The sequence below is a fragment of the Plantactinospora sp. DSM 117369 genome (assembly GCF_053764795.1).
The window spans coordinates 1,905,441-1,927,235 of sequence record NZ_CM132446.1 but is presented as its reverse complement, the minus strand read 5'-3'; the positions used below and the strand labels follow the sequence as shown (position 1 = coordinate 1,927,235).

Sequence of the window (21,795 nt, the reverse complement as noted above, 5' to 3'; positions counted from 1 at the left end):
GCGCACGGTGCCGGCGGACCGGCCCGGCCAGCCGCAGAGTCAGCGCAGCACCCGGCCGCGCAGCACGATGCGCTCGGGTGCGCGTACCACCCGCAGGTCGGTCCGGGGGTCGGTGGGGTAGACCACCAGGTCGGCGAGACCACCCTCGACCAGGCCGGGGAAGCCGAGCCAGTCCCGGGCCCGCCAGGAGGCGGCGGCCAGCACGTCGACGGTGGACATCCCGGCCTGCTCGTGCAGCAGCAGCATCTCCTCGGCGGCCAGCCCGTGGTCGATCCCGCCGCCCGCGTCGGTGCCGACGTAGATCGGCACCCCGGCCTCGTACGCCGCGCCGACCACCGCCGGGAAGTTGTCCCGGAGCGCGAGCATGTGTGTGGCGTACCCGGGGAACTTCGCGGCGGCCCGCTCGGCGATCTCGCCGAAGGTGGCGATGTTGATCATCGTCGGCACCAGCGCGGTACCGAGCCGGGCCATCTCGTCGACGAGGTCGAGGCTGACCCCGGTGCCGTGCTCGACCGAGTCGACCCCGGCCCGGACCATCACCTCGACCGCCGCCTCGGAGAAGGTGTGCACCGCGGCCCGGGCGCCGGCCGCGTGCGCGGCGGCCACCGCCGCGGCCACGGTCTCCGGCTCCCAGGACGGCGCCAGGTCACCGACGTTCCGGTCGATCCAGTCGCCGACCAGCTTGACCCAGCCGTTGCCGGCCCGGGCCTGCTCGGTCACCGCCGCCGGCACGTCGGCGGGCTCGACCTCCACCGCGATGTCCCGCAGATACCGCTTCGGCGGCGCGATGTGCCGCCCGGCGCGGGCCAGTCGCGGCAGGTCCGGCTCGTCCTCCAACTCCGGGTACGGGAACGGCGAGCCCGCGTCCCGGATCGCCAGCACCCCGGCGTCCCGGTCGATCCGGGCCAGCTCGCGGGCCTGGTCGAGCGAGGTGATCGGCACCGAACCGGGAGCGATGCCGGGGTGGCAGTGCGCGTCGACCAGACCGGGCAGCACGAAGCCGCGATCGGCCACCGTCACCGCTCCGGGGACCGGGGTGAAGGTGACCCGGTCGCCGACCAGCCACAGGTCGCGGACCTCGTCGTCCGGAAGCACGACCCCTCGTACGTGCAGCGCCATGCGCACATTCCTACCCGATCGGGCCCGGGCGACCCGCCGCACCCCGGCCCGCCCCGCCGAGGATCACGCCCCGGCCACCCGTGGCACCGCCCTCGCCGCGCGACGCGACCCGACGTCACACCTCGACGCGACCCGACGTCACACCCCGACGCGACCCGACGTCACACCCCGACGCGACCCGACGTCACACCCCGACGCGACCCGACGTCACACCCCGACGCGACCCGACGTCACACCCCGACGCGACCCGACGTCACACCTCGACGCGACCCGACGTCACACCCCGACGCGACCCGACGTCACACCCCGACGCGACCCGACGTCACACCCCGACGCGACCCGACGTCACACCTCGACGCGGCTCGACGTCACGGCTCGGCGCGGTCGCGCAGGCCAGCCCAGCGGGTGGTCAGGGCCGGCAGGTCGACGGTCACCTTCCAGGGGCGCTCGGTGCTGAAGACGTCGTCGGTGTGCGCGGCCGGCTCGTATTCACCCGTCGACCCGAGCACGAACTCGGTGAGCGTCATCCGCTCGTGCAGTGGGTCGACCACCCAGTAGGTCGGCACCCCGGCGTGGGCGTACACCCGCGCCTTGTCGTACATGTCCCGGAAGGTGGAGTCGGGGGAGATCACCTCGGCCGCGAGGATGGCGTCCTGCACCGGCACCGGGCTGCGGGTGACGTGCTCGGGTCGCAGCGCCACCACGTCGGGCCGGGGCTCGTTGCGCCGGTCGACCCGCATCGACAGGTCGATGCTGACCACGTACTCCGGCGGGCAGTTCGCCCGCAGTGCGAGCAGGATTTCGACACAGAGGTCCTGGTGCAGGTGGGTGGGGGACGGCACGATCAACCTTCCGTTGATCAGTTCGTACGGAAGGTCCTTCGGCAGCTCACCGAGGTCGTCAACCGTCCACTCCTGCCGCTCCGGCAGCATCGGCGCCGCGGTCATGACCACTCCTTCCCGTGTCGCCGTCACCCTACGCGGTCAGGCTATAGCCCGCTGTCCCGACGACGGACACCCTGTCCGTCCCGGGTCACTTCTCGTTCGGGCGCTTGCCGAGCTTGTTGAAGTCGAGCTTCGGCAGCTTGAAACCGGGCGGCAGGCCCTGGCCGCCCTGCAGCGCGTTCGGGTCCAGCCCCGGCGGCAACTGCGGCATGCCGGCCGGGAAGCCGCCAGCCGGACCGCCGACCCGGGGGCGGCCGCCGCCCTTGGTGCCCTTGCGCTTGTTCTTCGGCGACTTGGTCGCCTTGCGCCGGCCGCCGGGCAGGCCCATCATGCCGCCCATCTGCTTCATCATCTTCTGCGCCTCGGCGAAGCGGTTGAGCAGCTGGTTGACGTCCATCACGGTGACACCGGAGCCGTTCGCGATCCGGGCCCGCCGCGAGCCGTTGATGATCTTCGGGTTGGTTCGCTCGCCGGGGGTCATGGACCGGATGATCGCGGTGACCTTGTCGAAGTGCTTGTCGTCCACCTCGGCCAACTGGTCCTTCATCTGCCCCATCCCGGGCATCATGGCCAGGACGTTGGCGATCGGACCCATCCGGCGTACCGCGATGAGCTGGTCGAGGAAGTCCTCCAGGGTGAACTGCTCGCCGCCCATCAGCTTGGCGGTCATCTTCTCTTTCTGATCGGCGTCGAAGGCCTGCTCGGCCTGCTCGATCAGCGTGAGCACGTCACCCATGCCGAGGATCCGGCTGGCCATCCGGTCCGGGTGGAAGACGTCGAAGTCGGTCAGCTTCTCGCCGGTGGAGGCGAAGAGGATCGGCTGGCCGGTGACCTGCCGTACGGAGAGCGCGGCACCACCGCGCGCGTCGCCGTCGAGCTTCGAGAGCACCACGCCGGTGATCCCGACGCCGTCCCGGAACGCCTCGGCGGTGCGTACCGCGTCCTGACCGACCATCGCGTCGATCACGAAGATGACCTCGTCCGGGTCGACCGCGTCCCGGATCGCGGCGGCCTGCGCCATCATCTCGGCGTCGATACCGAGCCGGCCGGCGGTGTCGACGATGACGATGTCCCGGGCGGCCCGCCGGGCGTGCTCGATCGACGCCTTGGCGACCTGTACCGGGTCGCCGACCCCGTTGCCCGGCTCCGGCGCGAAGACCTCGACCCCGGCCCTGCCGCCGAGCACCTGCAACTGGTTGACCGCGTTGGGTCGCTGGAGGTCGGCGGCGACCAGCAGCGGCTGGTGCCCCTGCCCCTTCAGCCAGCCGGCCAGCTTGCCGGCCAGGGTCGTCTTACCCGAGCCCTGGAGGCCGGCAAGCATGATCACAGTCGGGGGCTGCTTGGCGAACTGCAACCGGCGACCCTCGCCGCCGAGCACGGCGACGAGTTCCTCGTGGACGATCTTGATTACCTGCTGGGCCGGGTTGAGCGCCTGGGACACCTCCGCGCCCCGGGCCCGCTCCTTCACGCTGTTGATGAAGGACTTGACCACGGGCAGGGCGACGTCCGCCTCCAGCAGCGCCAGCCGGATCTCCCGGGCGGTGGCGTCGATGTCGGCGTCGGTGAGGCGACCCTTGCCACGCAGCTTGGTGAAGATCCCGGACAGGCGGTCACTCAAAGTGTCAAACACGGCGCAGCATCCCGTTTGTCGTATTTACCCGAGCATGGCATGGCCGAGACACGGGTGCCCGGCCACCGCAAGGGTAGCCGCCCACCTCCCCCGCCGCCTCCGCCCCGCCCCAGCCGGGCTAGGCCGGGTGGTGGCGGTGGTGGCCGGTGGTGGCGGTGGCGGTGGCGGCCGGTGATGGCCGGTGGCGGTGGCGGCCGGTGATGGCCGGTGGCGGCGGTCGCGGCCGGTGGCGGGTGCACAGGCGGGGCAGCTCGATCGCGGCTAACCTATCCCCGGCCGGCCGGGCCACCGGGGTCTCGGCGTCAGGGCTCGACCAGGCCGGACTGGTAGGCGTACACCACCAACTGGGCCCGGTCCCGGGCGCCCAGCTTGACCATGGCCCGGCTGACGTGGGTACGCGCCGTCGCCGGGCTGACCAGCAGCCGGCTGCCGATCTCGTCGTTACTCAGCCCCTCGCCGACCAGCCCGACCACCTGCCGCTCCCGCTCGGTCAGGGTGTCCAGCCGGGGATGCGGCCGGAGCACCCGGGACGGCCGAGTGGCGAACTCCCGCACCACCCGCCGGGTCACCGACGGGGAGAGCAGCGCCTCGCCGCTGGCGACCAGCCGGATCGCCCGAAGCAGCTCGACCGGCTTGGTGTCCTTGGTCAGGAAGCCGCTGGCACCGTGCCGGAGCGCCTCGAAGACGTACGCGTCGAGCTCGAAGGTGGTCAGCACCACCACCCGGGTACCGGCCAGCTCCGGGTCGGCGACGATCCGCCGGGTCGCCTCGATCCCGTCGATCCCGGGCATCCGGACGTCCATCAGCACCACGTCGGGGCGCTCCCGCCGGGCCACCGCCAGCGCGCCCAGCCCGTCGGCCGCCTCCCCGGCCACCCGCAGGTCGGCCTCGCTCTCCACCAGGGCACGCAGCCCCAGCCGGACCAGGTCCTGGTCGTCCGCGATCAGTACCCCGATCGGCGTGCTCCGCCCGGTCGTCATCCCGCTCTCCTCCCCCGTCATCTTCCCTCCCCCGTGATCTGGCATGCCGGCGCGGGCAGCCGGGCGAAGACCCGGAACCCGCCCCCGGGGCGCGGCCCGGCCTCCAGGGCGCCGCCGAGCGCGTCGATCCGCTCCCGCATCCCGGTCAGCCCGTGGCCGTCCCCCGGACCGGCCGCCCCCGCACCGCCGTGTCCGGTGTCGACCACCTCGACCGTCACCTCCGCCGGTAGGTACCCGATCCGGACGGTCGCGGCGGCAGTGCCGGCGTGTCGCAGCACGTTGGTCAACGACTCCTGCACCACCCGGTACGCGGCCAGATCGACCGCCACCGGCAACGGCCGGCGCTCCCCGGCGACCTCCAGGGCGACCGTCAGCCCGGTCTGGCGCAGCCGGGCGGTCAGCGCCGCCACCTGGTCCAGCCCGGGCACCGGAGCGCGGTCGACGGCGGCGTCCCGGCGCACGACCGAGAGGGTGACCCGCAACTCGTCCAGCGCCTCCCGGCTGGTCCGGCTGATCGCGGTCAGCGCCGTCTCCGCCTGCTCCGGGCGCTTCGCCAGCAGGTGCAGGGCGATCTCGGCCTGCATGTTGATCGCGGCGAGCCCGTGCCCGACCACGTCGTGCACCTCCTGGGCGATCCGCAGCCGCTCGTCGTCGGCCAGCCGGCGGGCCTGCGCGATCCGGTCCCGGGCGGCAGCCTCCCGGTTGTTCCGCACCGTGACCCCGACCGCGAACGGTACGACGATCCACGCCGAACCGGGCAGCAGGCCGGGCAGTCCCATCGGTTCGCGCAGGGAGACGAAGACGTGCACCAGCAGCACCACCAGGGCGGGGGCGCAACTGAGCACGGCCCGCCGGATCGGCAGGTGCCGGGCGACCGTGTAGACCGCGATGAAGAACGAGATCAGGATCGGCCCGGGGGGATACCCGACCACCAGGTACGCCGCGGTGGCCACGGTGCAGAGCGCCAAGGTGACCAGCGGCCAGCGCCGGCGTACGACCAGCGCCAGCGCCGCCGTCACGACCAGCGCGTACGCCGCACCGTCGACCGGCGCGGCGTCCGGGAAGTTCTGCGCCGCGCCGGTCGTGCCGAAGTAGCCGAAGACCAGCAGCACGAGCGCGAGCACGGCGTCGGCCAGCAGGCTGCTCCACCGCCTGTCGGCCGGTCGCACCCCGCCGTCCGCCTCCCGCCCCTGCATCGCCATCTGTGCCGAGGATGTCATGCCGGCTCCCCTCCCAGCAGGCCGCGCCGGTACGGCTTCAGAGGATGTCCCGGCGGTGCAGGTACGCCCCGGCCAGCAGGACGAAACCGAGCAGGTACCCGGCGAGGATCGCCGCCGCCTGGCCACCGCCGACGAGCGCACCGACCCCCGGGGTGTCGGCCGAGGCGCCGAGCGCCGCCGCCAACGCCCCGGCGTTCGGGCCGGGCAGCCCCTTCTGGAGTTCCGCCACCCAGTCCAGGATCGGCGCGGCGACGGCGGCCAGCAGGTTCTGCACGGCGAGCAGCCAGACCAGGCCGAGCCCGATCGGCAACGCCACCCCGCGCAGCAGCACCGCCAGCAGTACGCCGAAGCCGGCCCAGACCATGCTGATCAGCCAGCCGCCGCCGATCCCGACCGCGAGGTCGCCGGGCGCCGGCCAGTGCACCGGCTGCGACTCCGACACCGCGATCAGCAGGCTGGTCAGCGCGCCGACCCCGAAGAGGGTCAGCACCAGCGCCAGGGTGGCGGCGGCCAGCACCAGCAGCTTGCCCAGGTAGACCGACAGCCGGGACGGCCCCTGGGTGAGCAGGGTCTTCCAGGTGCCCCAGGCGTACTCGGCGCCGACGGTGAGTACCGCCAGGATCAGGCAGATCGCGCCGACGAAGACCGGTAGTCCGCCGATCGAGTTGCCGACCAGTCGCGCCGGCAGCAGCGCGTCGAGCGCCCGGTCGCTGAGCACCCCGGCGGAACCGTCGGCGTAGGCGGCGTACGGGACGAAATAGGTGAAGACAAGGCTGAGTACGACCGCGACGGCGAGCAGCAGCCAGGTACCCGGTCGACGGACCATCTTGATCGCTTCCGCTCGGCAGCTAGCCCACATGGTCGGCCCCTCCGGTCAGTTCGAAGAACACCTGCTCCAGGTCCCGTTCCAGCGGCCGCAGCTCGCGTACCGCCACTCCGGCGCCGACCAGCTCGGTGTTGAGCCAGGCGGCCCGGTCCGGATCGACGGACAGGTCCAGCCCGCCGTCGACCACCCGCACCCGGTCGGGGCCGAGCAGTGCCCGTACCCGCTCCTCGGCGCCGCCCAGCGGCTCGGCCAGTACCCGCAGCCCGGCGGCGCCGCGCAGCTCCGCGACGGTGCTCTCGGCGACCAGCCGGCCCCGGGAGACCACCCCGACCCGGTCGCAGACCTGCTGCACCTCGCCGAGCAGGTGGCTGGAGAGCAGTACGGTGCAGCCGGCCGCCGCCAGCCGGCGGATCAGGGCCCGCATGTCGGCCATCCCGGCCGGGTCGAGCCCGTTGGTCGGTTCGTCCAGGATCAGCAGCCGGGGATCCTTCAGCAGGGCGGCGGCGACGCCGAGCCGCTGCTTCATCCCGAGCGAGTAGCCGGCGTACCGGTCGCCGGCCCGGTCGGCGAGGTCGACCAGTTCCAGCACGGTCCGGATCCGGATCGGCGGGGTGCCGGTGAGCCGGGCCAGCACCCGCAGGTTGTCCCAGCCGGAGAGGTAGGGGTAGCACGCCGGGCCCTCGATCAGCGCGCCGACCCGGTCCAGTTGGCCGGGAGCGCCGGGCGGCCGGCCGAAGAGCCGGACAGTCCCGGCGGTAGGCCGGACGAGGCCGAGCAGCATCCGCAGGGTACTGGTCTTGCCGGCGCCGTTCGGGCCGAGGAACCCGTACACCTCGCCGCTGCGTACGGTGAGGTCGAGCGAGTCGACGGCGACGAGGTCGCCGTACCGCTTGGTCAGGGCGCAGGTCTGCACCGGGTGCGGCGGCCCGGCCGGGCTGGCTGGCATGTCCGTCATGCCCTCGACGATCCCGCCCGGCGGGCCCGGCGGCGTCGCCCGGTGAGCGACCTCCGGGCTACGTCCGCTGACGTAGTCGGGGCTGCCGGCCGACGCGACCGCCGCCCCGGACAGCAGCGCGACGGTTCAGCCGGCGACGGCCAGCACGGCGGCCTCGACCCGGTCCCGCTCGGCCGCGTCGGGCCAGTTTCCGACCAGGTAGAAGGCGTCGACCACGTCGCCGCCGAGGGTGGAGATCCGGGCCGCCCGCACCTGGGCGCCGGCCTCGTCCAGTGCGCTGGTGACCCGGTAGAGCAGCCCACCCGCGTCGGCGGCCCGCAACTCCAGCACCACGGCGTCGGTCGCGGCGGCCCGGTGCCAGACCACCCGGGGTGGCGAGCCGCCGCCCCGGGCGGCCAGCGCACGACCGCGCAGCCGCTGGGTCACCGAAACGTCGCCGGTGACCGCCCGGCGCAGGTCGGCGGCGAGCGCGACCGGGTCCGGCGGGGTGCCGTAGCGGGGCTGCACCAGGAACTCGACCAGGGCGGTCTCCTCGACCATGCTGGCGTCGGCGGCCAGCACCTCCAGCCGGTGCAGGGCCAGACATCCGGCGACCGCGGCGAGCAGGCCCCGCCGGTCCGCCGCGGCCACCGCCACCCGGTCCCCTTCCAGGTGTACGGCCGGCAGCGGCCCCGCCACCAGCGCCGGGTCCGGGGTCGGTGGCTCGGGGAGCCGGCCGGTGTCGAGCCGGGTGTGCACCCGGCGGACCAGTTCGGCGATCAGCCGGGCCTTCCAGTCCGACCAGGCGGCCGGTCCGGTCGCCAACGCGTCGGCCCGGGCCAGCGCGTGCAGCAGGCTCAGCGTGCTGGTGTCCTGGACCGCCTCGGCCACCCGCGCGATGGTGACCGGGTCGGCGAGGTCCCGCCGGGTCGCCACCTCGGGCAGCAGCAGGTGCAGCCGGACCAGCTTCTCGATCAGGTCGACCTCGGCCGGCGGCAGCCCGATCCGGGCGGCGATCCGGGCCGCGATCGGCGCCCCGACCAGGCTGTGATCCCCACCCAACCCCTTCCCGACGTCGTGCAGGAAGGCGGCGAGCAGCAGCAGGTCGGGCCGGTCCACCTCGCGGGCGTACCCGGTCGCCTCGGCGGCGGCCTGCACCAGGTGCCGGTCGAGCGTGTAGCGGTGCACCGGGTTGTGCTGCGGCAGGCTGCGCATCCGGGGCCACTCCGGCAGCCAGCCGTCGACCAGGCCGTACCGGTCACAGGTCTCCCAGGTGGCGACCAGCCCGGGACCGGCGCCGAGCAGGGTGATCAGCGCGGCCCGGGCGGCCGGCGGCCAGGGCGTCGGCAACGGCGGGCAGTACGCGGCCAGCCACTCGCAGGTGGCCCGGGCGATCGGCAGCCGGGCGCTGGCCGCGGCGGCGGCGACCCGCAGCGACAGGCTCGGATCGGGGCGGGCCCCGATGGCCGTCCGGGCGAGTACCAGCTCGCCGTCCTGCTCCACCACGTCCCGGGCGACCGGGCGGCGCAGCGGCCGGCCGTCGGCGCCCCGGCGCCGCCCGGAGCGGAGCCGGTCGGCGGCCCGCCAGGCGTCGTCCAGGGCGTGGCTGATGGTCCGGGCGTCCCCGGCGACCTGGCGCAGCAGCGCGTCGCCCGGCTCGGCGACGCCGTCGGCCGACCCCGCGCCGTCGGGCGGAACCGGCCCGTCGCCGTCGGGTGGAAGCTGTCGGGGGGCGGGGTCGAGGGTGCCGCGCCGGAGCTGACGCAGCCCGAGCAGGCCGGCAACGGCGGCCCGCTCCTGGGCGAGTAGCCGGTCGACGCGGCGGCCGACCGAGGTGTGCAGGGCGTCCCGGGTGTCCAGCATCCGCAGGTGCGCGGCCCGGACCGCCGGGCGGAGCGTGTCGCTGATCCCGGCGAAGGCGATGGCCCGGAGCAGCGCGACGTCCCGCAGGCCGCCGGCCGCCTCCTTCAGGTCGCCTTCCAGCAGGAAGGCCAGCTCGCCGTGGGCCTGCCAGCGGGTCGCGGTGACCTCGCGCAGCGCCGGCAGCGCGCGTACGGCGGTCCGCCGCCACTGGTCGGCGGCAGCGCCGACCAGCCGGGCGGAGAGTTCCCGGTCTCCGGCGACGTGCCGGGCGTCCAGCAGGCCGAGCGCGACCTTGACGTCGTCGTGTGCGACGGAGAGTGCCTCGGGGATGGTCCGCACCGAGTGGTCCAGGCCGAGCCGGGCGTCCCAGATCGGATACCAGAGCGCGGCGGCCAGCTCGTCCATGCCGGGCATCCCGGAGTGCAGCAGCACCAGGTCCAGGTCGCCGCAGGGCGCGCACTGCCGGCGGCCGAGCCCGCCGACCGCGACCAGGGCTACGCCGGTAGCCGAGGCCGGTTCCGGGCCGCTCCGTCTGCCGGCGGTCTCCCGCAGCCCCGCCGCGAGCAGCCCGGCGAGCCAGGCGTCGAGCGCCGCCGCACGCTGCTCGCGTGCGGCGGCGCCGATGCCGGGGATGACCAGGGGCCTCGGGTCGACCTGACCAGCGGTCAGCGGCGCGGGTCCCGTGGTCATCGTGGCGATCTCCTCCTAGAGCGCGTCGAGGCCGCGCTCGCCGGTACGGACCCGGATGACGTCCTCGACGCCGGTCACCCAGACCTTTCCGTCACCGATCTTGCCGGTACGGGCGGCGGTGACCACCGCGTCGACCACCTTGTCGACGTCGATCTCGTCGGTCAGTACCTCGACCCTGATCTTCGGCAGGAACTCGACGGTGTACTCGGCACCCCGGTACACCTCGGTGTGGCCCTTCTGCCGTCCGTACCCCTGGACCTCGCTGACGGTCAGGCCGGCCACGCCCAGGGCGTGCAGCGCCTCCTTGACCGCGTCCAGTTGGTACGGCTTGATGACCGCAGTCACCAGCTTCATGTCCAACCCCTCCATCGGAGAAACTTAACCGGCGACCTTTTCGCTGACCGGAGCGGCGGGCTCCCCCGCCGCCGTGCTGCTGTTCGGGGTGCCGATTCCGGCCATGGCGAACGCGCCGCCGCCGCTGCCGGAAGCGGTGGAGAGGTCGTACCCGCTCTCCGCGTGCTCGGCGAGGTCGATGCCATCGACCTCGGACTCGCTGCTCGCCCGCAGGCCGATGGTGTGCTTGATGGCCAGCGCGATCAGCGCCGCGACCGCGAACGAGTAGATCGAGACAATGCCGCTGCCCAGCGCCTGCCGGCCGAGTTGGGTCAGGCCGCCGCCGTAGAAGAGGCCCTCGCTGCCGCCGAGCCCCTCGATCGCGGAGTTCACCTGGAGGGTGGCGAAGAAGCCGATGGAGAGCGAGCCGATCCAGCCGGCGACGAAGTGCACGCCGACGACGTCGAGCGCGTCGTCGTAGCCCAGCCGGTACTTGAGGCCGACCGCCAGCGCGCAGACCGCACCGGCGACGATGCCGAGGACGACGGCCGGGAGCGGGGCGATGAAACCACACGCCGGGGTGATCGCGACCAGGCCGGCGACCGCGCCGGACGAGGCGCCGACCAGGGTCGGCTTGCCGTCCCGCAGCCACTCCACGATGATCCAGCCGAGCAGGCCGGCGGCGGTCGCCACCTGGGTGTTGACGAAGGCCACCGCGGTGGTGCTGTCCACGGTCAGCTCGGAACCGGCGTTGAAGCCGAACCAGCCGAACCAGAGCAGGCCGGCACCGAGCGCCACGAACGGCACATTGTGCGGCTTGAAGCTCTCCTTGGGCCAGCCGATCCGCTTGCCGAGGACCAGCACCAGACCGAGCGCGGCGGCACCGGCGTTGATGTGCACCGCCGTACCACCGGCGAAGTCGAGAGCCTTGATCTTGGCGCCGATGAATCCGCCGCCCCAGACCCAGTGCGCGACCGGGATGTAGACCAGAGTGAACCAGGCGAACGCGAAGACCACCCAGCCGGCGAACTTGAGCCGGTCGGAGACCGCACCGCTGATCAGCGCGACCGTGATGATCGCGAACATCATCTGGAACACCATGAAGACGTACGTCGGGATGCCGGTCCCGGCGCCGAGGAAGAGCCACTCCTCGCCGGTGAAGCTGGTCTCGGTGCCCAGGTACTGGGTGAAGCTACCGATCACGTTGTTCAGGCCGGCGTTGTCGTTGGTGCCGAACGCCAGGGTGAAGCCGTAGATGACCCACAAAACAGAGACGAGCCCGATGGACACGAAGCTCATCATCATCATGTTGAGCACGCCCTTGGACCGGTTCAGGCCGCCGTAGAACAGGGCCAGACCCGGCGTCATGAGCAGCACCAGCGCAGACGACACGAGCAACCAGGCGGTGTTGCCAGTGTTGATCTCCACGCTGCCTCCTCTCGGTAGATTCCTCCTTCCGGCAGGAAGGGCAGCATCGCCCGTACGCCGGTTGCGCGGAAGCTTCCTGGCTGGAGGTTTCACGCGTGGTGCCCACTTGGTTTCCACGGCGTCACGGGTTGTTTCCAACATGTGAAGAAGCCCGCACTATCGATGGAACGGACGGGGGCATACCAGCCGAATAGCCCGTCATGGATGTACGGACAGCGACACCCGGCCGCCGGAGCGCGTAACCGGACTACCGGAGCGCGTACTCCAGGGTGTGCCGTTCGTAGTCGAGCAGCCGCAGATCGCGCATCGGGCGCCGGAGGTGACCCTTGTGCACGATCCGGACGAACGCCGGGTCACCGGCCGCAGCCATCCGGCGGATCCCCTCGACGTGGTCCACGATCCGCTTCCGGATGGTCCGGACCAGCCGGTGCCGGTCCCGGGGGATCAGCCCGTACGCGTCGGCGAAGAGCCGCAGCCGGCGCGGCCGGTTGGGCCGCTGCCAGCCGAGGGTGTAGGAGTCCCGGTCGGAGAAGAGCGGCACCCAGGTCCAGGCCGCGTACGCCACGTCGTAGATCCGGGCGCCCGGCGAGGCGAGGTCGAAGTCGATCAGGGCGAGTGTGCCGTCCGGCCGCCAGATCACGTTGTGCGGGGCGGCGTCGTGGTGGCAGATCACCTCGGTGTCCGGCGGCGGCGGGCCGAACGACCGCCAGACCGCGTTCGGCGGCGGCTGGAAGCCGTACTGCGCGTCGTGGAACATCCGCAGCATGGTGGCGACGGTGGCCAGCGCCTCGTCGGTGACCCAGTGCGGGGCGAGCGGGTACTCCCCGCACTCCCCCTCCAGGTACGACAGCACCTCGCGGTTGCGCGAGTCCATCCCGAGGGCCCGGGGCGAGCCGGTGAAGCCGACGTATTCCAGGTGCCGGAGCAGGGCGTGCACCGAAGGGGTCCACGGGCCGGCGTTGCGCCGGACCGTGTCGCCCACCCGCACGACGGTGCTGACGTTCCCGCCGTGCAGCGGGATCTCCTGCGAAGTCACGTACGTCTCTCCTGAAGGAGCGGCGCTGGAACAGCGTCACCAGGCCCGCGCCCGGGGACGGGGCGGGGTTTGCGAACAGTCCCCCGAGATTACGCGTCCACGCCAAGCGGCTCGGTGCCGAGGAGCGCATCGACGAACTGCGCCGGATCGAAGGGCGCCAGATCGTCCGGCCCCTCGCCCAGCCCCACCAGCTTCACCGGGATGCCGAGCTTGCGCTGCACCGCGATCACGATGCCGCCCTTGGCGGTGCCGTCGAGCTTGGTCAGCACCACGCCGGTCACGTCCACCACCTCGGTGAAGACCCGGGCCTGCTCCAGGCCGTTCTGCCCGGTGGTGGCGTCCAGCACCAGCAGGGTCTCGTCCACCGGACCGTGCCGGGAGACCACCCGCTTGATCTTGCCCAGCTCGTCCATCAGGCCGACCTTGTTCTGCAACCGGCCGGCGGTGTCGATCAGCACGGTGTCGACGGACGCCTCGATGCCGCGCTGCACCGCGTCGAAGGCGACGCTGGCCGGGTCGGCCCCCTCCGGGCCCCGGACCACCTCGGCGCCGACCCGGCCGGCCCAGGTGGTGAGCTGCTCGGCGGCGGCGGCCCGGAACGTGTCGGCGGCGCCGAGCAGCACGGTACGGCCGTCCGCGATCAGCACCCGGGCCACCTTGCCGCAGGTGGTGGTCTTGCCCGCGCCGTTCACCCCGACCACCAGCAGCACCGCTGGGGTGCCGCCGTCCCGGGTCGCCCGCAGCGACCGGTCCAGCGTCGGGTCCAGTACGCCCACCAGCTCGGCGGCGAGCAGCGCCCGCAGCTCGGTCGCGGTACGGGTGCCGAGCACGGCGGTCCGCTCCCGCAGCCGGTCCACGATCTCCCGGGTCGCCTCGACCCCGACGTCGGCGCCGATCAGGCTGTCCTCGATCTCCTCCCAGACCTCCTCGTCGAGATGGTCCCGGGCGAGCAGGCTGAGCAGGCCCTTGCCGAAGACGTTCTGTGACCGGGAGAGCCGGGCCCGCAGCCGGACCATCCGGCCGGCGGTCGGCTCCGGCCGCTCCACCACCACCGGCGCCTCGACCTCGGTCGGTGCCGGCGGCGCCTCGACGGGCGGGGTCAGCACGTCCGTCGGCGGTGCCGCCGTGGGGCTGGGCGGCACCGGTGGCACCGGTGGGGCTGGCGGGATCGGCGGCAGTGGCGGGGCGGCCCGGCCGCCCCGGCGGGTCACCACCAGACCGACCGCCAGGCCCACCAGCAGGAGCACCAGCACGGCGGCCACGACCACCATGACGAGGAGGTTGTCCATACGGGCGATCCTGTCAGACGCCGGACGGCTTGGCGCAGCCGCCGCACCTGTGCCGGGGTGTTACAGCCGAGTAGGCTCGCCGCGAAGCTCCGGTAAGCACTGCGGGCAACCGGGTAGGAAAATGCGTCCAGCACCCCCTCACCGCGCTCGGAGGTCGTCCCATGCCCACCGCCCGGCTCCTGATCGGCCCGGTCCTGCGCCGGGTGGTCGGCTCCAGCGCGACCGTCTGGGTGGAGACCAGCGGGCCGGCCCTGGTCCGGGTCGAGACGCCGGACGGCGCGAGTGGCGAGGCGCCCACCTTCACCGCCTTCGACCACCACTACGCGCTGGTCGTGGTGACCGGGCTGACCCCGGGTACGGCCGCGCCCTACCACGTCTTCCTGGACGGCGAGCAGGTCTGGCCGGAGCCCGGGGGGAAGTTCCCGCCGAGCGTGATCCGGACCCGCCCGGCCGGCGACCTCGGGGCGCGGCTGGTCTTCGGCTCCTGCCGGGAGACCACCCAGCACGCCACCGCCCGGAAACTGCCGCCGGACGCGCTCGACGCGTACTCCCGGCGGTTGATGGCGTCGGTCGGCGCCGGGCGGCCGGGCGAGCGCGGCGGGCCCGCGGACGCCGCCGACGGCTGGCCGGACCTGCTGGTGCTGCTCGGCGACCAGGTCTACGCCGACCAGACCTCTCCGACGGTACGCAAGCTGCTGCGCCGCCGGCGTGACCGGAGTGCCGGTGCCCCGGCCGACCAGGTGGTGAGCTTCGACGAGTACACCAAGCTCTATCTGGAGTCGTGGCGGGATCCGGAGATCCGCTGGTTGCTCTCCACCGTGCCGAGCGTGATGATCTTCGACGACCACGAGATCATCGACGACTGGAACACCTCGGCGCCGTGGCGGACCGAGACGCACCGCCAGCCCTGGTGGCCGGAACGGATCTCCAGCGGGCTCGCGTCGTACTGGGTCTACCAGCACCTGGGCAACCTCGAACCGGACGAGATCGCCGCCGACCCGGTCTATGCCAAGGTCGTCGCCGCCGAGGACGCGACCTCGGTGCTGCGCGAGTTCGGCGAGCGGGTCGACGCCGAGGCGACCGGCTACGACGCCGCGCTGAGCCGGGGCGAGTCACCGGCCGAGGCCGCCCCGCCCGGCCGCTACCAGTGGAGCTACTCGCTCGACGTCGGCCGTACCCGGCTGGTGGTGCTGGACAACCGGTGCAGCCGGGTACTCGACCGGACACACCGGGCGATGCTGCCGCCGGCCGAGTGGTCCTGGTTCACCGACCAGGTGCACGGCGAGTACGACCACCTGGTGGTCGGGTCGTCGCTGCCCTGGCTGCTGCCACCCGGTATCCACCACCTCGAATCCTGGAACGAGCGGCTGGCCGACTCGGACCGGCCCCGGGTGGCGGCGTTCGCCGAACGGTTGCGCCGGGCGTTCGACCTGGAGCACTGGGCGGCGTTCCGCCGGTCGTTCGACGCGCTCGCCCAGGTCTTCGTCCGGCTCGGCAGCGGGCCTGCCGGGCAGCCGGGCGACCGGGTGGGTGCCGGGCCGGCGTACCCGCCACCGGCGTCGATCAGCGTGCTCTCCGGCGACGTGCACCACTCGTACGTGGCCCGGGCCCGGTTCCCCGGCGGGCCGACCGCCACTCCGGTGCACCAGTTGACCTGCTCGCCGATCCACAACCAGATCCCGGTGCCGATGCGACCGATGCTCCGGCTCGGCTGGTGGCGCGGCCCGTCGGTGGTGGCCCGGGCGCTGGCCCGAGCGGCGGGGGTCCGCCGACCCCCGGTGCGCTGGCGCAAGCTGGACGGGCCCTACTTCGGCAACGCGGTCAGCACACTCCGGCACGAGGGCCGCTCCGCCGAGGTGACCATCGAAGGCACCGCGCCCGACGGCACCCTACACACCGTCGCCCGGCGTACCCTCACCCGCTGACCGCCGTAACCGATAGGCCACCGGCGGAAACGGCTTGGGCAGTTCGAAGAGCTGGAACGGACCATCTGTGCCGACGCTCGCGCCAGCGGCGAGCGGTAACACGCGGATCTCGATGTTCCGTTGCCGGGCTAACTGCACCACGTGGTCGAGTTGACCACGCATTACCCGGTCTCCGCCGATCCTGGCCCGCAGCACCGCCTCGGCAATGACGCAGGTCAACCGGGTCGGCTTAGGCCCGCTGAGCACCCGCTGCCGGGCCAGCCGCAGCGCTACCCAGCGGTCGATCCGCTCGTCAGAAGGCTGGTCTCCCTCTGCCTCTCGCAGGATCGCGCTCGGGTATGCCGGCGCCTGCAACAACCCGGGCACCCGCCCGAGTTCGAAGACGCAGATCTGCACGGCCCGCTCCATTCTCGGCGAATTGTGGTTAGCGGCGAGCCAGAATTCGCCAAGAATTTTGACGCCCTTGCGGCGGTGGCGGGGCGGGGGCGCAGCGCGGGGCCGGTGGCGGCGGTGGGCGGGCGAGTGATCATGCAATCATGTCCCGATGACCTGGACCGCTCCCGACATCGACCGGCACCGCGCACCAGTGGTCGCGGACGAGCGCACCATGCTCGACGGCTGGCTCGACTTCCACCGGCAGACCCTGCTGACCAAGTGCGCCGGGCTGACCGCCGACCAGCTCCGCACCGCCAGCGTCGAACCCTCCGGGCTGACCCTGCTCGGCCTGGTCCGGCACTGTGCCGACAACGAGCGGTACTGGTTCCGCCAGCAGTTCGCCCGGCTCGACATACCGTGGCTGTACTACACCCCGGAACAGCCCGACCGCGACCTCGAAGGCATCGCCGACGCGGACCCGGCGAGCGACCTCGCCACCCTGCGAGACGAGATCGAACTTGCCCGCCAGGCCGTCGCCGGTCGTGACCTGGACGACACCTTCCCCGGCAACCGCGGCAGGGACATCAGCCTGCGCTGGGTCTACCTGCACATGATCGAGGAGTACGCCCGGCACAACGGCCACGCCGACCTGATCCGGGAACGCCTCGACGGCACCACCGGCGAGTAGCAGCCCGGCTCAGTACGCCAGCGCGGCGCGCAGGTAGGGCAGGTCCGCCGGCCCGTTCCACCGGTACGCCGACAGCCCGGCCACCCGGGCCCCCCGGACCGACCGGTCGGAGTCGTCGACGAAGAGCACCCGGGCCGGCGGGGCTCCGACGGCCAGGCATGCCTGCTGGAAGTACTCCTTCGACGGCTTCGGTACGCCCAGCTTCGAGGAGTTGACCACCACATCCACCTCGTCGGTCAGGCCGAGCAGCGCCAGGTCGGAGTCGAGCAGGTCGGTGGCGTTGCTGGCCAGCCCGACCCGGATCCCGGCCGCCCGCACCTCCCGGACGAAGCCGAGCACCTCCGGGTCCACCGTGCCCCGGTCGGCCTGCCACTCCTGCACCGCCGCCCGCGCCCGGTCCGGCCCACCGGCCGGCTCGGCGAGCGCGTCGGCGATCCCGGCCAGCCAGTCGGCATGACTGAGCTGCCCGGTGACCGCCGGTTGCAGCAGCGACCACCGCATCGCGGTGTCGTAGAGCGCGCCGGCCGGCAGCCCGTACCGGCGCTCGACGGCAGCGGTGCTCTCCGGGTCCCACCGGCGCAACACCCCGTCCAGGTCCACCAGCAGGGCGGTCGGGCGTTCCCGCCGGGCCATTCAGTCCTCCTCGTTGCTGAGCCGCTGGCTGATCACCTGGGTCACGCCGTTGCGCATGGTCACGCCGTACAGGGCGTCGGCGACTTCCATCGTCCGCTTCTGGTGGGTGACGACGATGAGTTGGCTCTTCTCCCGCAACTGGGCCATCAGGGTGATCAGCCGGCCCAGGTTGACGTCGTCCAGCGCCGCCTCGACCTCGTCCATGATGTAGAACGGGCTGGGCCGGGCCCGGAAGATCGCCACCAGCATGGCAACGGCGGTCAGCGACCGCTCGCCGCCGGAGAGCAGCGACAACCGCTTGATCTTCTTGCCGGGCGGGCGGGCCTCGACCTCGACGCCGGTGGTGAGCAGGTCCTCCGGGTCGGTGAGCACCAACCGCCCCTCGCCGCCGGGGAAGAGCACCGTGAAGACCTGCTCGAACTCCCGGGCGGTGTCGTGGTAGGCGCTGGCGAAGACCTCCAGGATCCGGTCGTCCACGTCCTTGACCACGGTGAGCAGGTCCTTGCGGGTCGCCTTCAGATCTTCGAGCTGCTCGGAGAGGAACTTGTAGCGCTCCTCCAGGGCGGCGAACTCCTCCAGGGCCAGCGGGTTGACCTTGCCGAGCAGGGCCAGCTCGCGTTCCGCCTTCGCGGCACGCTTCTCCTGTACCGGCCGCTCGAACGGCACCGGTTCCGGCGCCGGCCGGTCGTCCCGCTCGGCGGCGGTGATCTCCGCCTGGCTGGGCGGGACCGGCTGCTGCGGGCCGTACTCGGCGACCAGCGTCTCCACGTCCAGCCCGAAGTCCTCGGCCGCCTTCGCCTCCAACTGCTCGATCCGCAGCCGCTGCTCGGCCCGGGCCACCTCGTCCCGGTGCACCGCGCTGGTCAGCCGCTCCAGGTCGGCGCCGAGCCGCTTGGCCGCGCCGCGTACCTCCTGGAGTTCGGCCTCCCGGGCGGACCGGGCCGCCGCGACCTCGTCCCGGGTCTGCTCGGCCGCGGCCAGCGACACCGCGAGCCGGGTCAGCGCCTCCCGGGCACCGAACTCGACGGCCCGGGCGATGCCGGCACCCCGGGCCCGGGCGGCCCGCCGGGCGGCGGCCCGCTCCCGGGCGGCCCGCTCGGCGGCTGCCTGCCGGGCCAGCGAGTCTGCGCGGCCGGCGATCGAGGCGACCCGCTCCTCGGCGGTACGCACCGCCAGCCGGACCTCCATCTCGTTCTGCCGGGCCTGCGGCAGGTACGCCGCCAGCTCGTCCCGCTCCTCGGTGGACGGGTCGGCGTCGATCGGGGTGGCCTCGGCGAGCCGGAGCCGCTCCTCCAGCTCGGCCAGGCCGGCGAGGTCCCGCTCCCGGGCCTGCTCGGCGCGGCCCCGCGACTCGGCCAGCCGGTCCATCTCGGCCTTGGCGGACCGGGCCGCGGCGCCCAGCTCGGCCAGCCGACGGGCGGCGGCGTTGCGCTGCCCCTCCGCGTCCCGCTTCACCGCCGCGGCGGCGGCCACCTCCTGCTTGCGCTCGGCCACCTCCTCGCGGGCCTCGCCGAGCTGTTCGCGCAGCTCGGCGATGGTCTGCTCGGCGGTGAGCCGGTTGGCCCGGGCCTCCTCGACCGCGGCCTGCACCTCCAGGAAGCTCGGCGCCTTGGCCGAGCCGCCGGCCGCCGCGTAGCCGCCGATCACGTCACCGTCGGCGGTCACCGCCCGCAGCTCGGGACTGCCGGCCACCAGCTTGGTCGCGGCCTCAAGCGTGTCGACCAGTACGACGTCACGCAGTGCCCGGTGCACCGCCGGGCGTACGTCGTCGGGGCAGCCGACCAGGTCCGGCGCCCAGTGCGCACCGGCCGGCAGGGCGGGGCGGAGCGCGTCCGGTGAGCCGATCATGCCCGGCCCGGCCTGGCCGCCGACCAGCAGCTCGGCCCGGCCGGCGTCCTGGATCTTCAGCCACCGCATCGCCTCGGCGGCCTCGTCCACCCCGGCCACCGCGACCGCGTCGGCCAGCGAGCCGAGCGCGGCGGCCAGCGCCGCCTCGTGCCCGGGCGCGACGGTCAGCAGCCCGGCCAGGCTGCCGAGCAGCCCCGGCACCTGGTCGCCCCGGGCCAGCAGCGCCCCGGCGCCGTCCTTGCGGCGCAGCCCCATCGCCAGCGCCTCTTCCCGGGCCTTCCAGGTCGCCGCGTCCTTCTCCGCCGCCCGTTCGGCGTCGGAGAGGGTACGCACCCGGGCCGCCGCCTCCTCCTGCGCGGCGACCGCCTCGGCGTGCCGGGCGTCCAGCTCGGCGTTGTCCCGGTCCGCCTCCGAGGACTGCTCGGCAACGGCGTCCAGCTCGTTCTGGGTCTGCTCCGCCCGCAGTTGCGCGTCGGCGTGCGCGGCGGCGAGCCGTTCGATCTCCTCGGCCGCCGACCCGGTACGCGCCCGCGCCGAGTTGACCTGCCCGGTCAGCTTGGCCAGCCCCTCACGCCGGTCGGCGATCGCCTTCGCGGCCGCCACCAGCGCGCGTTCCGCCTCGGCGAGCTGGCGTTCGAGCTGCTGGCGATTCTCCACCGCCTCGGCCAGCCGGATCTGGTCCTCGGTCAGCGCGGCACGCAGCTCCTCCTCGTGCGCGCGGACCTCCTCGGCCTCGGCTTCCAGCCGGTCCGGGTCCCGGCCGGGGCGCTCGTCGTCCGGGGTGGTGCTCAGGTGCCGCAGCCGCTCCCGGGCCAGCTGCTCGGTGGAGCGGAACCGCTCGGTGAGCGCGGAGAGCCGGTACCAGGTGTCCTGGGCCCGGGCGAGCAGCGGGGCGTCGGACGCCAGTGCCTCTTCCAGCTCGGCGAGCCGGGACTGCACCTCGGCGTGTTCGCGTTCGACCTGCTCGCGCCGCTGCCGTAGGGCGGCCTCGTCGGCGATCTCCTTGTCCAGCGTCGAGCGGAGCGTGGCCAGGTCGTCGGCGAGCAGCCGCAGCCGGGCGTCCCGCAGGTCGGCCTGGATCCCCTGCGCCCGCCGGGCCACCTCGGCCTGCCGGCCCAGCGGCTTGAGCTGGCGGCGCAGCTCGGCGGTGAGGTCGGTCAGCCGGTTCAGGTTGACCTGCATCGCGTCGAGCTTGCGCAGGGCCTTCTCCTTGCGCTTGCGATGCTTGAGTACGCCCGCCGCCTCCTCGATGAAGGCACGCCGGTCCTCCGGCTTCGCGTGCAGTACGGCGTCGAGCTGGCCCTGCCCGACGATCACGTGCATCTCCCGGCCGATGCCAGAGTCGGAGAGGAGCTCCTGGATGTCGAGGAGCCGGCAGGAGTCGCCGTTGATCTCGTATTCGCTCTCGCCGGACCGGAACATCCGGCGGGTGATCGACACCTCGGTGTAGTCGATCGGCAGCGCGCCGTCGGTGTTGTCGATCGTCAGGGTGACCTCGGCCCGACCCAGCGGCGCCCGGCCGGCGGTGCCGGCGAAGATCACATCCTCCATCTTGCCGCCACGCAGCGCCTTCGCGCTGTGCTCACCGAGCACCCAGGCAATCGCGTCGACGACGTTCGACTTGCCCGAGCCGTTCGGACCCACCACGCAGGTGATCCCCGGCTCCAGCTTGAAGGTCGTGCTGGAGGCGAAGGACTTGAAGCCCTTCACCGTCAGGCTCTTGAGATACACGTTCCCGATCCTCGTCCGGCGCGACCGCCGGGCAGACTCAGCGCTTCCCGGTCCGTCCCACTCCCGGTCCGGCGCCGCCGACGACCGGGTCGTCAGCCGCTCGGCCGCGCCCGAACTCGGCGGAGATTCTGCCCCCGGCGGTGGGAGCCTGGTCAACCCGCAGGGTAACCCGGTGGCGGTCGTCCTGCTCGACGCGGCACGCACCGACCAGCGTATCGGATCGCCAGAGACCCTCCGGCCCGCACACGCACCGCTCTGGGCCGGATCCGACCGGGAACCGCCGTACTGCCACCGGACGGAGAC

The 21,795-nt window shown here is 73.2% G+C and carries 17 protein-coding genes; 2 read left to right on the top strand and 15 right to left on the bottom strand.

Features of this window, described 5'->3' with window-relative positions:
• Positions 1-39 precede the first annotated feature (39 nt).
• From ACSMXO_RS08610 to ftsY, 12 genes are all read right to left on the bottom strand, one after another.
• Positions 40-1,119, bottom strand: a complete 1,080-nt coding sequence (locus ACSMXO_RS08610; RefSeq protein ID WP_455417317.1) for an amidohydrolase family protein — start codon at positions 1,117-1,119, stop codon at positions 40-42.
• A 368-nt stretch (positions 1,120-1,487) separates the two neighbouring features.
• A complete protein-coding gene (locus ACSMXO_RS08605; RefSeq protein ID WP_455417316.1) occupies positions 1,488-2,066 on the bottom strand; it encodes a Uma2 family endonuclease in 579 nt (192 codons plus the stop codon).
• An 85-nt stretch (positions 2,067-2,151) separates the two neighbouring features.
• Positions 2,152-3,693, bottom strand: coding sequence for a signal recognition particle protein (gene ffh / locus ACSMXO_RS08600; RefSeq protein ID WP_455417315.1), 1,542 nt, complete (start codon positions 3,691-3,693; stop codon positions 2,152-2,154).
• 302 nt (positions 3,694-3,995) lie between these two features.
• Entirely contained in the window at positions 3,996-4,694 is a 699-nt protein-coding gene (locus tag ACSMXO_RS08595; RefSeq protein ID WP_455417314.1) for a response regulator, read from the bottom strand.
• A complete protein-coding gene (locus ACSMXO_RS08590; RefSeq protein WP_455417313.1) occupies positions 4,691-5,893 on the bottom strand; it encodes a sensor histidine kinase in 1,203 nt (400 codons plus the stop codon). The genes ACSMXO_RS08595 and ACSMXO_RS08590 overlap by 4 nt, the downstream gene beginning before the upstream one ends.
• Before the next feature lie 37 nt (positions 5,894-5,930).
• Entirely contained in the window at positions 5,931-6,752 is an 822-nt protein-coding gene (locus ACSMXO_RS08585) for an ABC transporter permease (protein WP_455417312.1), read from the bottom strand.
• Complete coding sequence (locus ACSMXO_RS08580) at positions 6,742-7,674, bottom strand: ABC transporter ATP-binding protein (RefSeq protein WP_455417311.1); 933 nt, start codon at positions 7,672-7,674, stop codon at positions 6,742-6,744. The genes ACSMXO_RS08585 and ACSMXO_RS08580 overlap by 11 nt, the downstream gene beginning before the upstream one ends.
• A gap of 126 nt (positions 7,675-7,800) precedes the next feature.
• Positions 7,801-10,185, bottom strand: a complete 2,385-nt coding sequence (locus tag ACSMXO_RS08575) for a [protein-PII] uridylyltransferase (protein ID WP_455419197.1) — start codon at positions 10,183-10,185, stop codon at positions 7,801-7,803.
• A gap of 36 nt (positions 10,186-10,221) precedes the next feature.
• Positions 10,222-10,560: a P-II family nitrogen regulator gene (locus ACSMXO_RS08570; protein WP_196205300.1), complete on the bottom strand. Its 339-nt coding sequence runs from the start codon at positions 10,558-10,560 to the stop codon at positions 10,222-10,224.
• Between the two features lie 24 nt (positions 10,561-10,584).
• The gene (locus tag ACSMXO_RS08565; protein WP_346256277.1) at positions 10,585-11,967 is read right to left on the bottom strand and encodes an ammonium transporter; all 1,383 of its coding nucleotides are present in this window, start codon (positions 11,965-11,967) and stop codon (positions 10,585-10,587) included.
• A 247-nt stretch (positions 11,968-12,214) separates the two neighbouring features.
• Positions 12,215-13,003 carry a phosphotransferase gene (locus ACSMXO_RS08560; protein ID WP_203858403.1) on the bottom strand — a complete coding sequence of 263 codons (789 nt, stop codon included), beginning with the start codon at positions 13,001-13,003 and terminating at the stop codon, positions 12,215-12,217.
• A gap of 89 nt (positions 13,004-13,092) precedes the next feature.
• Positions 13,093-14,292 carry a signal recognition particle-docking protein FtsY gene (ftsY, locus tag ACSMXO_RS08555; RefSeq protein WP_346256276.1) on the bottom strand — a complete coding sequence of 400 codons (1,200 nt, stop codon included), beginning with the start codon at positions 14,290-14,292 and terminating at the stop codon, positions 13,093-13,095.
• A gap of 161 nt (positions 14,293-14,453) precedes the next feature.
• Here ftsY and ACSMXO_RS08550 point away from each other — a divergent pair, with 161 nt between their 5' ends.
• A complete protein-coding gene (locus tag ACSMXO_RS08550; RefSeq protein WP_455417310.1) occupies positions 14,454-16,217 on the top strand; it encodes an alkaline phosphatase D family protein in 1,764 nt (587 codons plus the stop codon).
• Here the strand turns inward: ACSMXO_RS08550 and ACSMXO_RS08545 are convergent.
• Positions 16,182-16,625 (bottom strand): DUF5753 domain-containing protein, encoded by a 444-nt coding sequence (locus ACSMXO_RS08545; protein ID WP_455417309.1) that lies wholly within the window; start codon positions 16,623-16,625, stop codon positions 16,182-16,184. The genes ACSMXO_RS08550 and ACSMXO_RS08545 overlap by 36 nt on opposite strands.
• A gap of 136 nt (positions 16,626-16,761) precedes the next feature.
• On the opposite strand from ACSMXO_RS08545, the gene ACSMXO_RS08540 reads away from it, so the two are divergent.
• On the top strand, positions 16,762-17,280 hold the full coding sequence (locus ACSMXO_RS08540) for a DinB family protein (RefSeq protein WP_346256274.1): 519 nt from the start codon (positions 16,762-16,764) through the stop codon (positions 17,278-17,280).
• Between the two features lie 9 nt (positions 17,281-17,289).
• On the opposite strand, the gene ACSMXO_RS08535 is transcribed toward ACSMXO_RS08540, so the two are convergent.
• Complete coding sequence (locus tag ACSMXO_RS08535; protein ID WP_455417308.1) at positions 17,290-17,913, bottom strand: HAD family hydrolase; 624 nt, start codon at positions 17,911-17,913, stop codon at positions 17,290-17,292.
• Positions 17,914-21,492, bottom strand: a complete 3,579-nt coding sequence (gene smc, locus ACSMXO_RS08530; RefSeq protein WP_455417307.1) for a chromosome segregation protein SMC — start codon at positions 21,490-21,492, stop codon at positions 17,914-17,916. It abuts the gene before it with no gap.
• Positions 21,493-21,795 lie beyond the last annotated feature (303 nt).

Excerpts from the sequence above, each read along its gene's own strand:
- ACSMXO_RS08570 (WP_196205300.1), bottom strand. The coding sequence starts at position 10,560 with ATGAAGCTGGTGACTGCGGTCATCAAGCCGTACCAACTGGACGCGGTC.
- ACSMXO_RS08545 (WP_455417309.1), bottom strand. The coding sequence starts at position 16,625 with ATGGAGCGGGCCGTGCAGATCTGCGTCTTCGAACTCGGGCGGGTGCCC.
- ACSMXO_RS08535 (WP_455417308.1), bottom strand. The coding sequence starts at position 17,913 with ATGGCCCGGCGGGAACGCCCGACCGCCCTGCTGGTGGACCTGGACGGG.
- ACSMXO_RS08580 (WP_455417311.1), bottom strand. The coding sequence starts at position 7,674 with ATGACGGACATGCCAGCCAGCCCGGCCGGGCCGCCGCACCCGGTGCAG.
- ACSMXO_RS08595 (WP_455417314.1), bottom strand. The coding sequence starts at position 4,694 with ATGACGGGGGAGGAGAGCGGGATGACGACCGGGCGGAGCACGCCGATC.
- ACSMXO_RS08585 (WP_455417312.1), bottom strand. The coding sequence starts at position 6,752 with ATGTGGGCTAGCTGCCGAGCGGAAGCGATCAAGATGGTCCGTCGACCG.
- ACSMXO_RS08610 (WP_455417317.1), bottom strand. The coding sequence starts at position 1,119 with ATGGCGCTGCACGTACGAGGGGTCGTGCTTCCGGACGACGAGGTCCGC.
- ACSMXO_RS08550 (WP_455417310.1), top strand. The coding sequence starts at position 14,454 with ATGCCCACCGCCCGGCTCCTGATCGGCCCGGTCCTGCGCCGGGTGGTC.
- ACSMXO_RS08605 (WP_455417316.1), bottom strand. The coding sequence starts at position 2,066 with ATGACCGCGGCGCCGATGCTGCCGGAGCGGCAGGAGTGGACGGTTGAC.
- ACSMXO_RS08590 (WP_455417313.1), bottom strand. The coding sequence starts at position 5,893 with ATGACATCCTCGGCACAGATGGCGATGCAGGGGCGGGAGGCGGACGGC.
- ftsY (WP_346256276.1), bottom strand. The coding sequence starts at position 14,292 with ATGGACAACCTCCTCGTCATGGTGGTCGTGGCCGCCGTGCTGGTGCTC.
- ACSMXO_RS08540 (WP_346256274.1), top strand. The coding sequence starts at position 16,762 with ATGACCTGGACCGCTCCCGACATCGACCGGCACCGCGCACCAGTGGTC.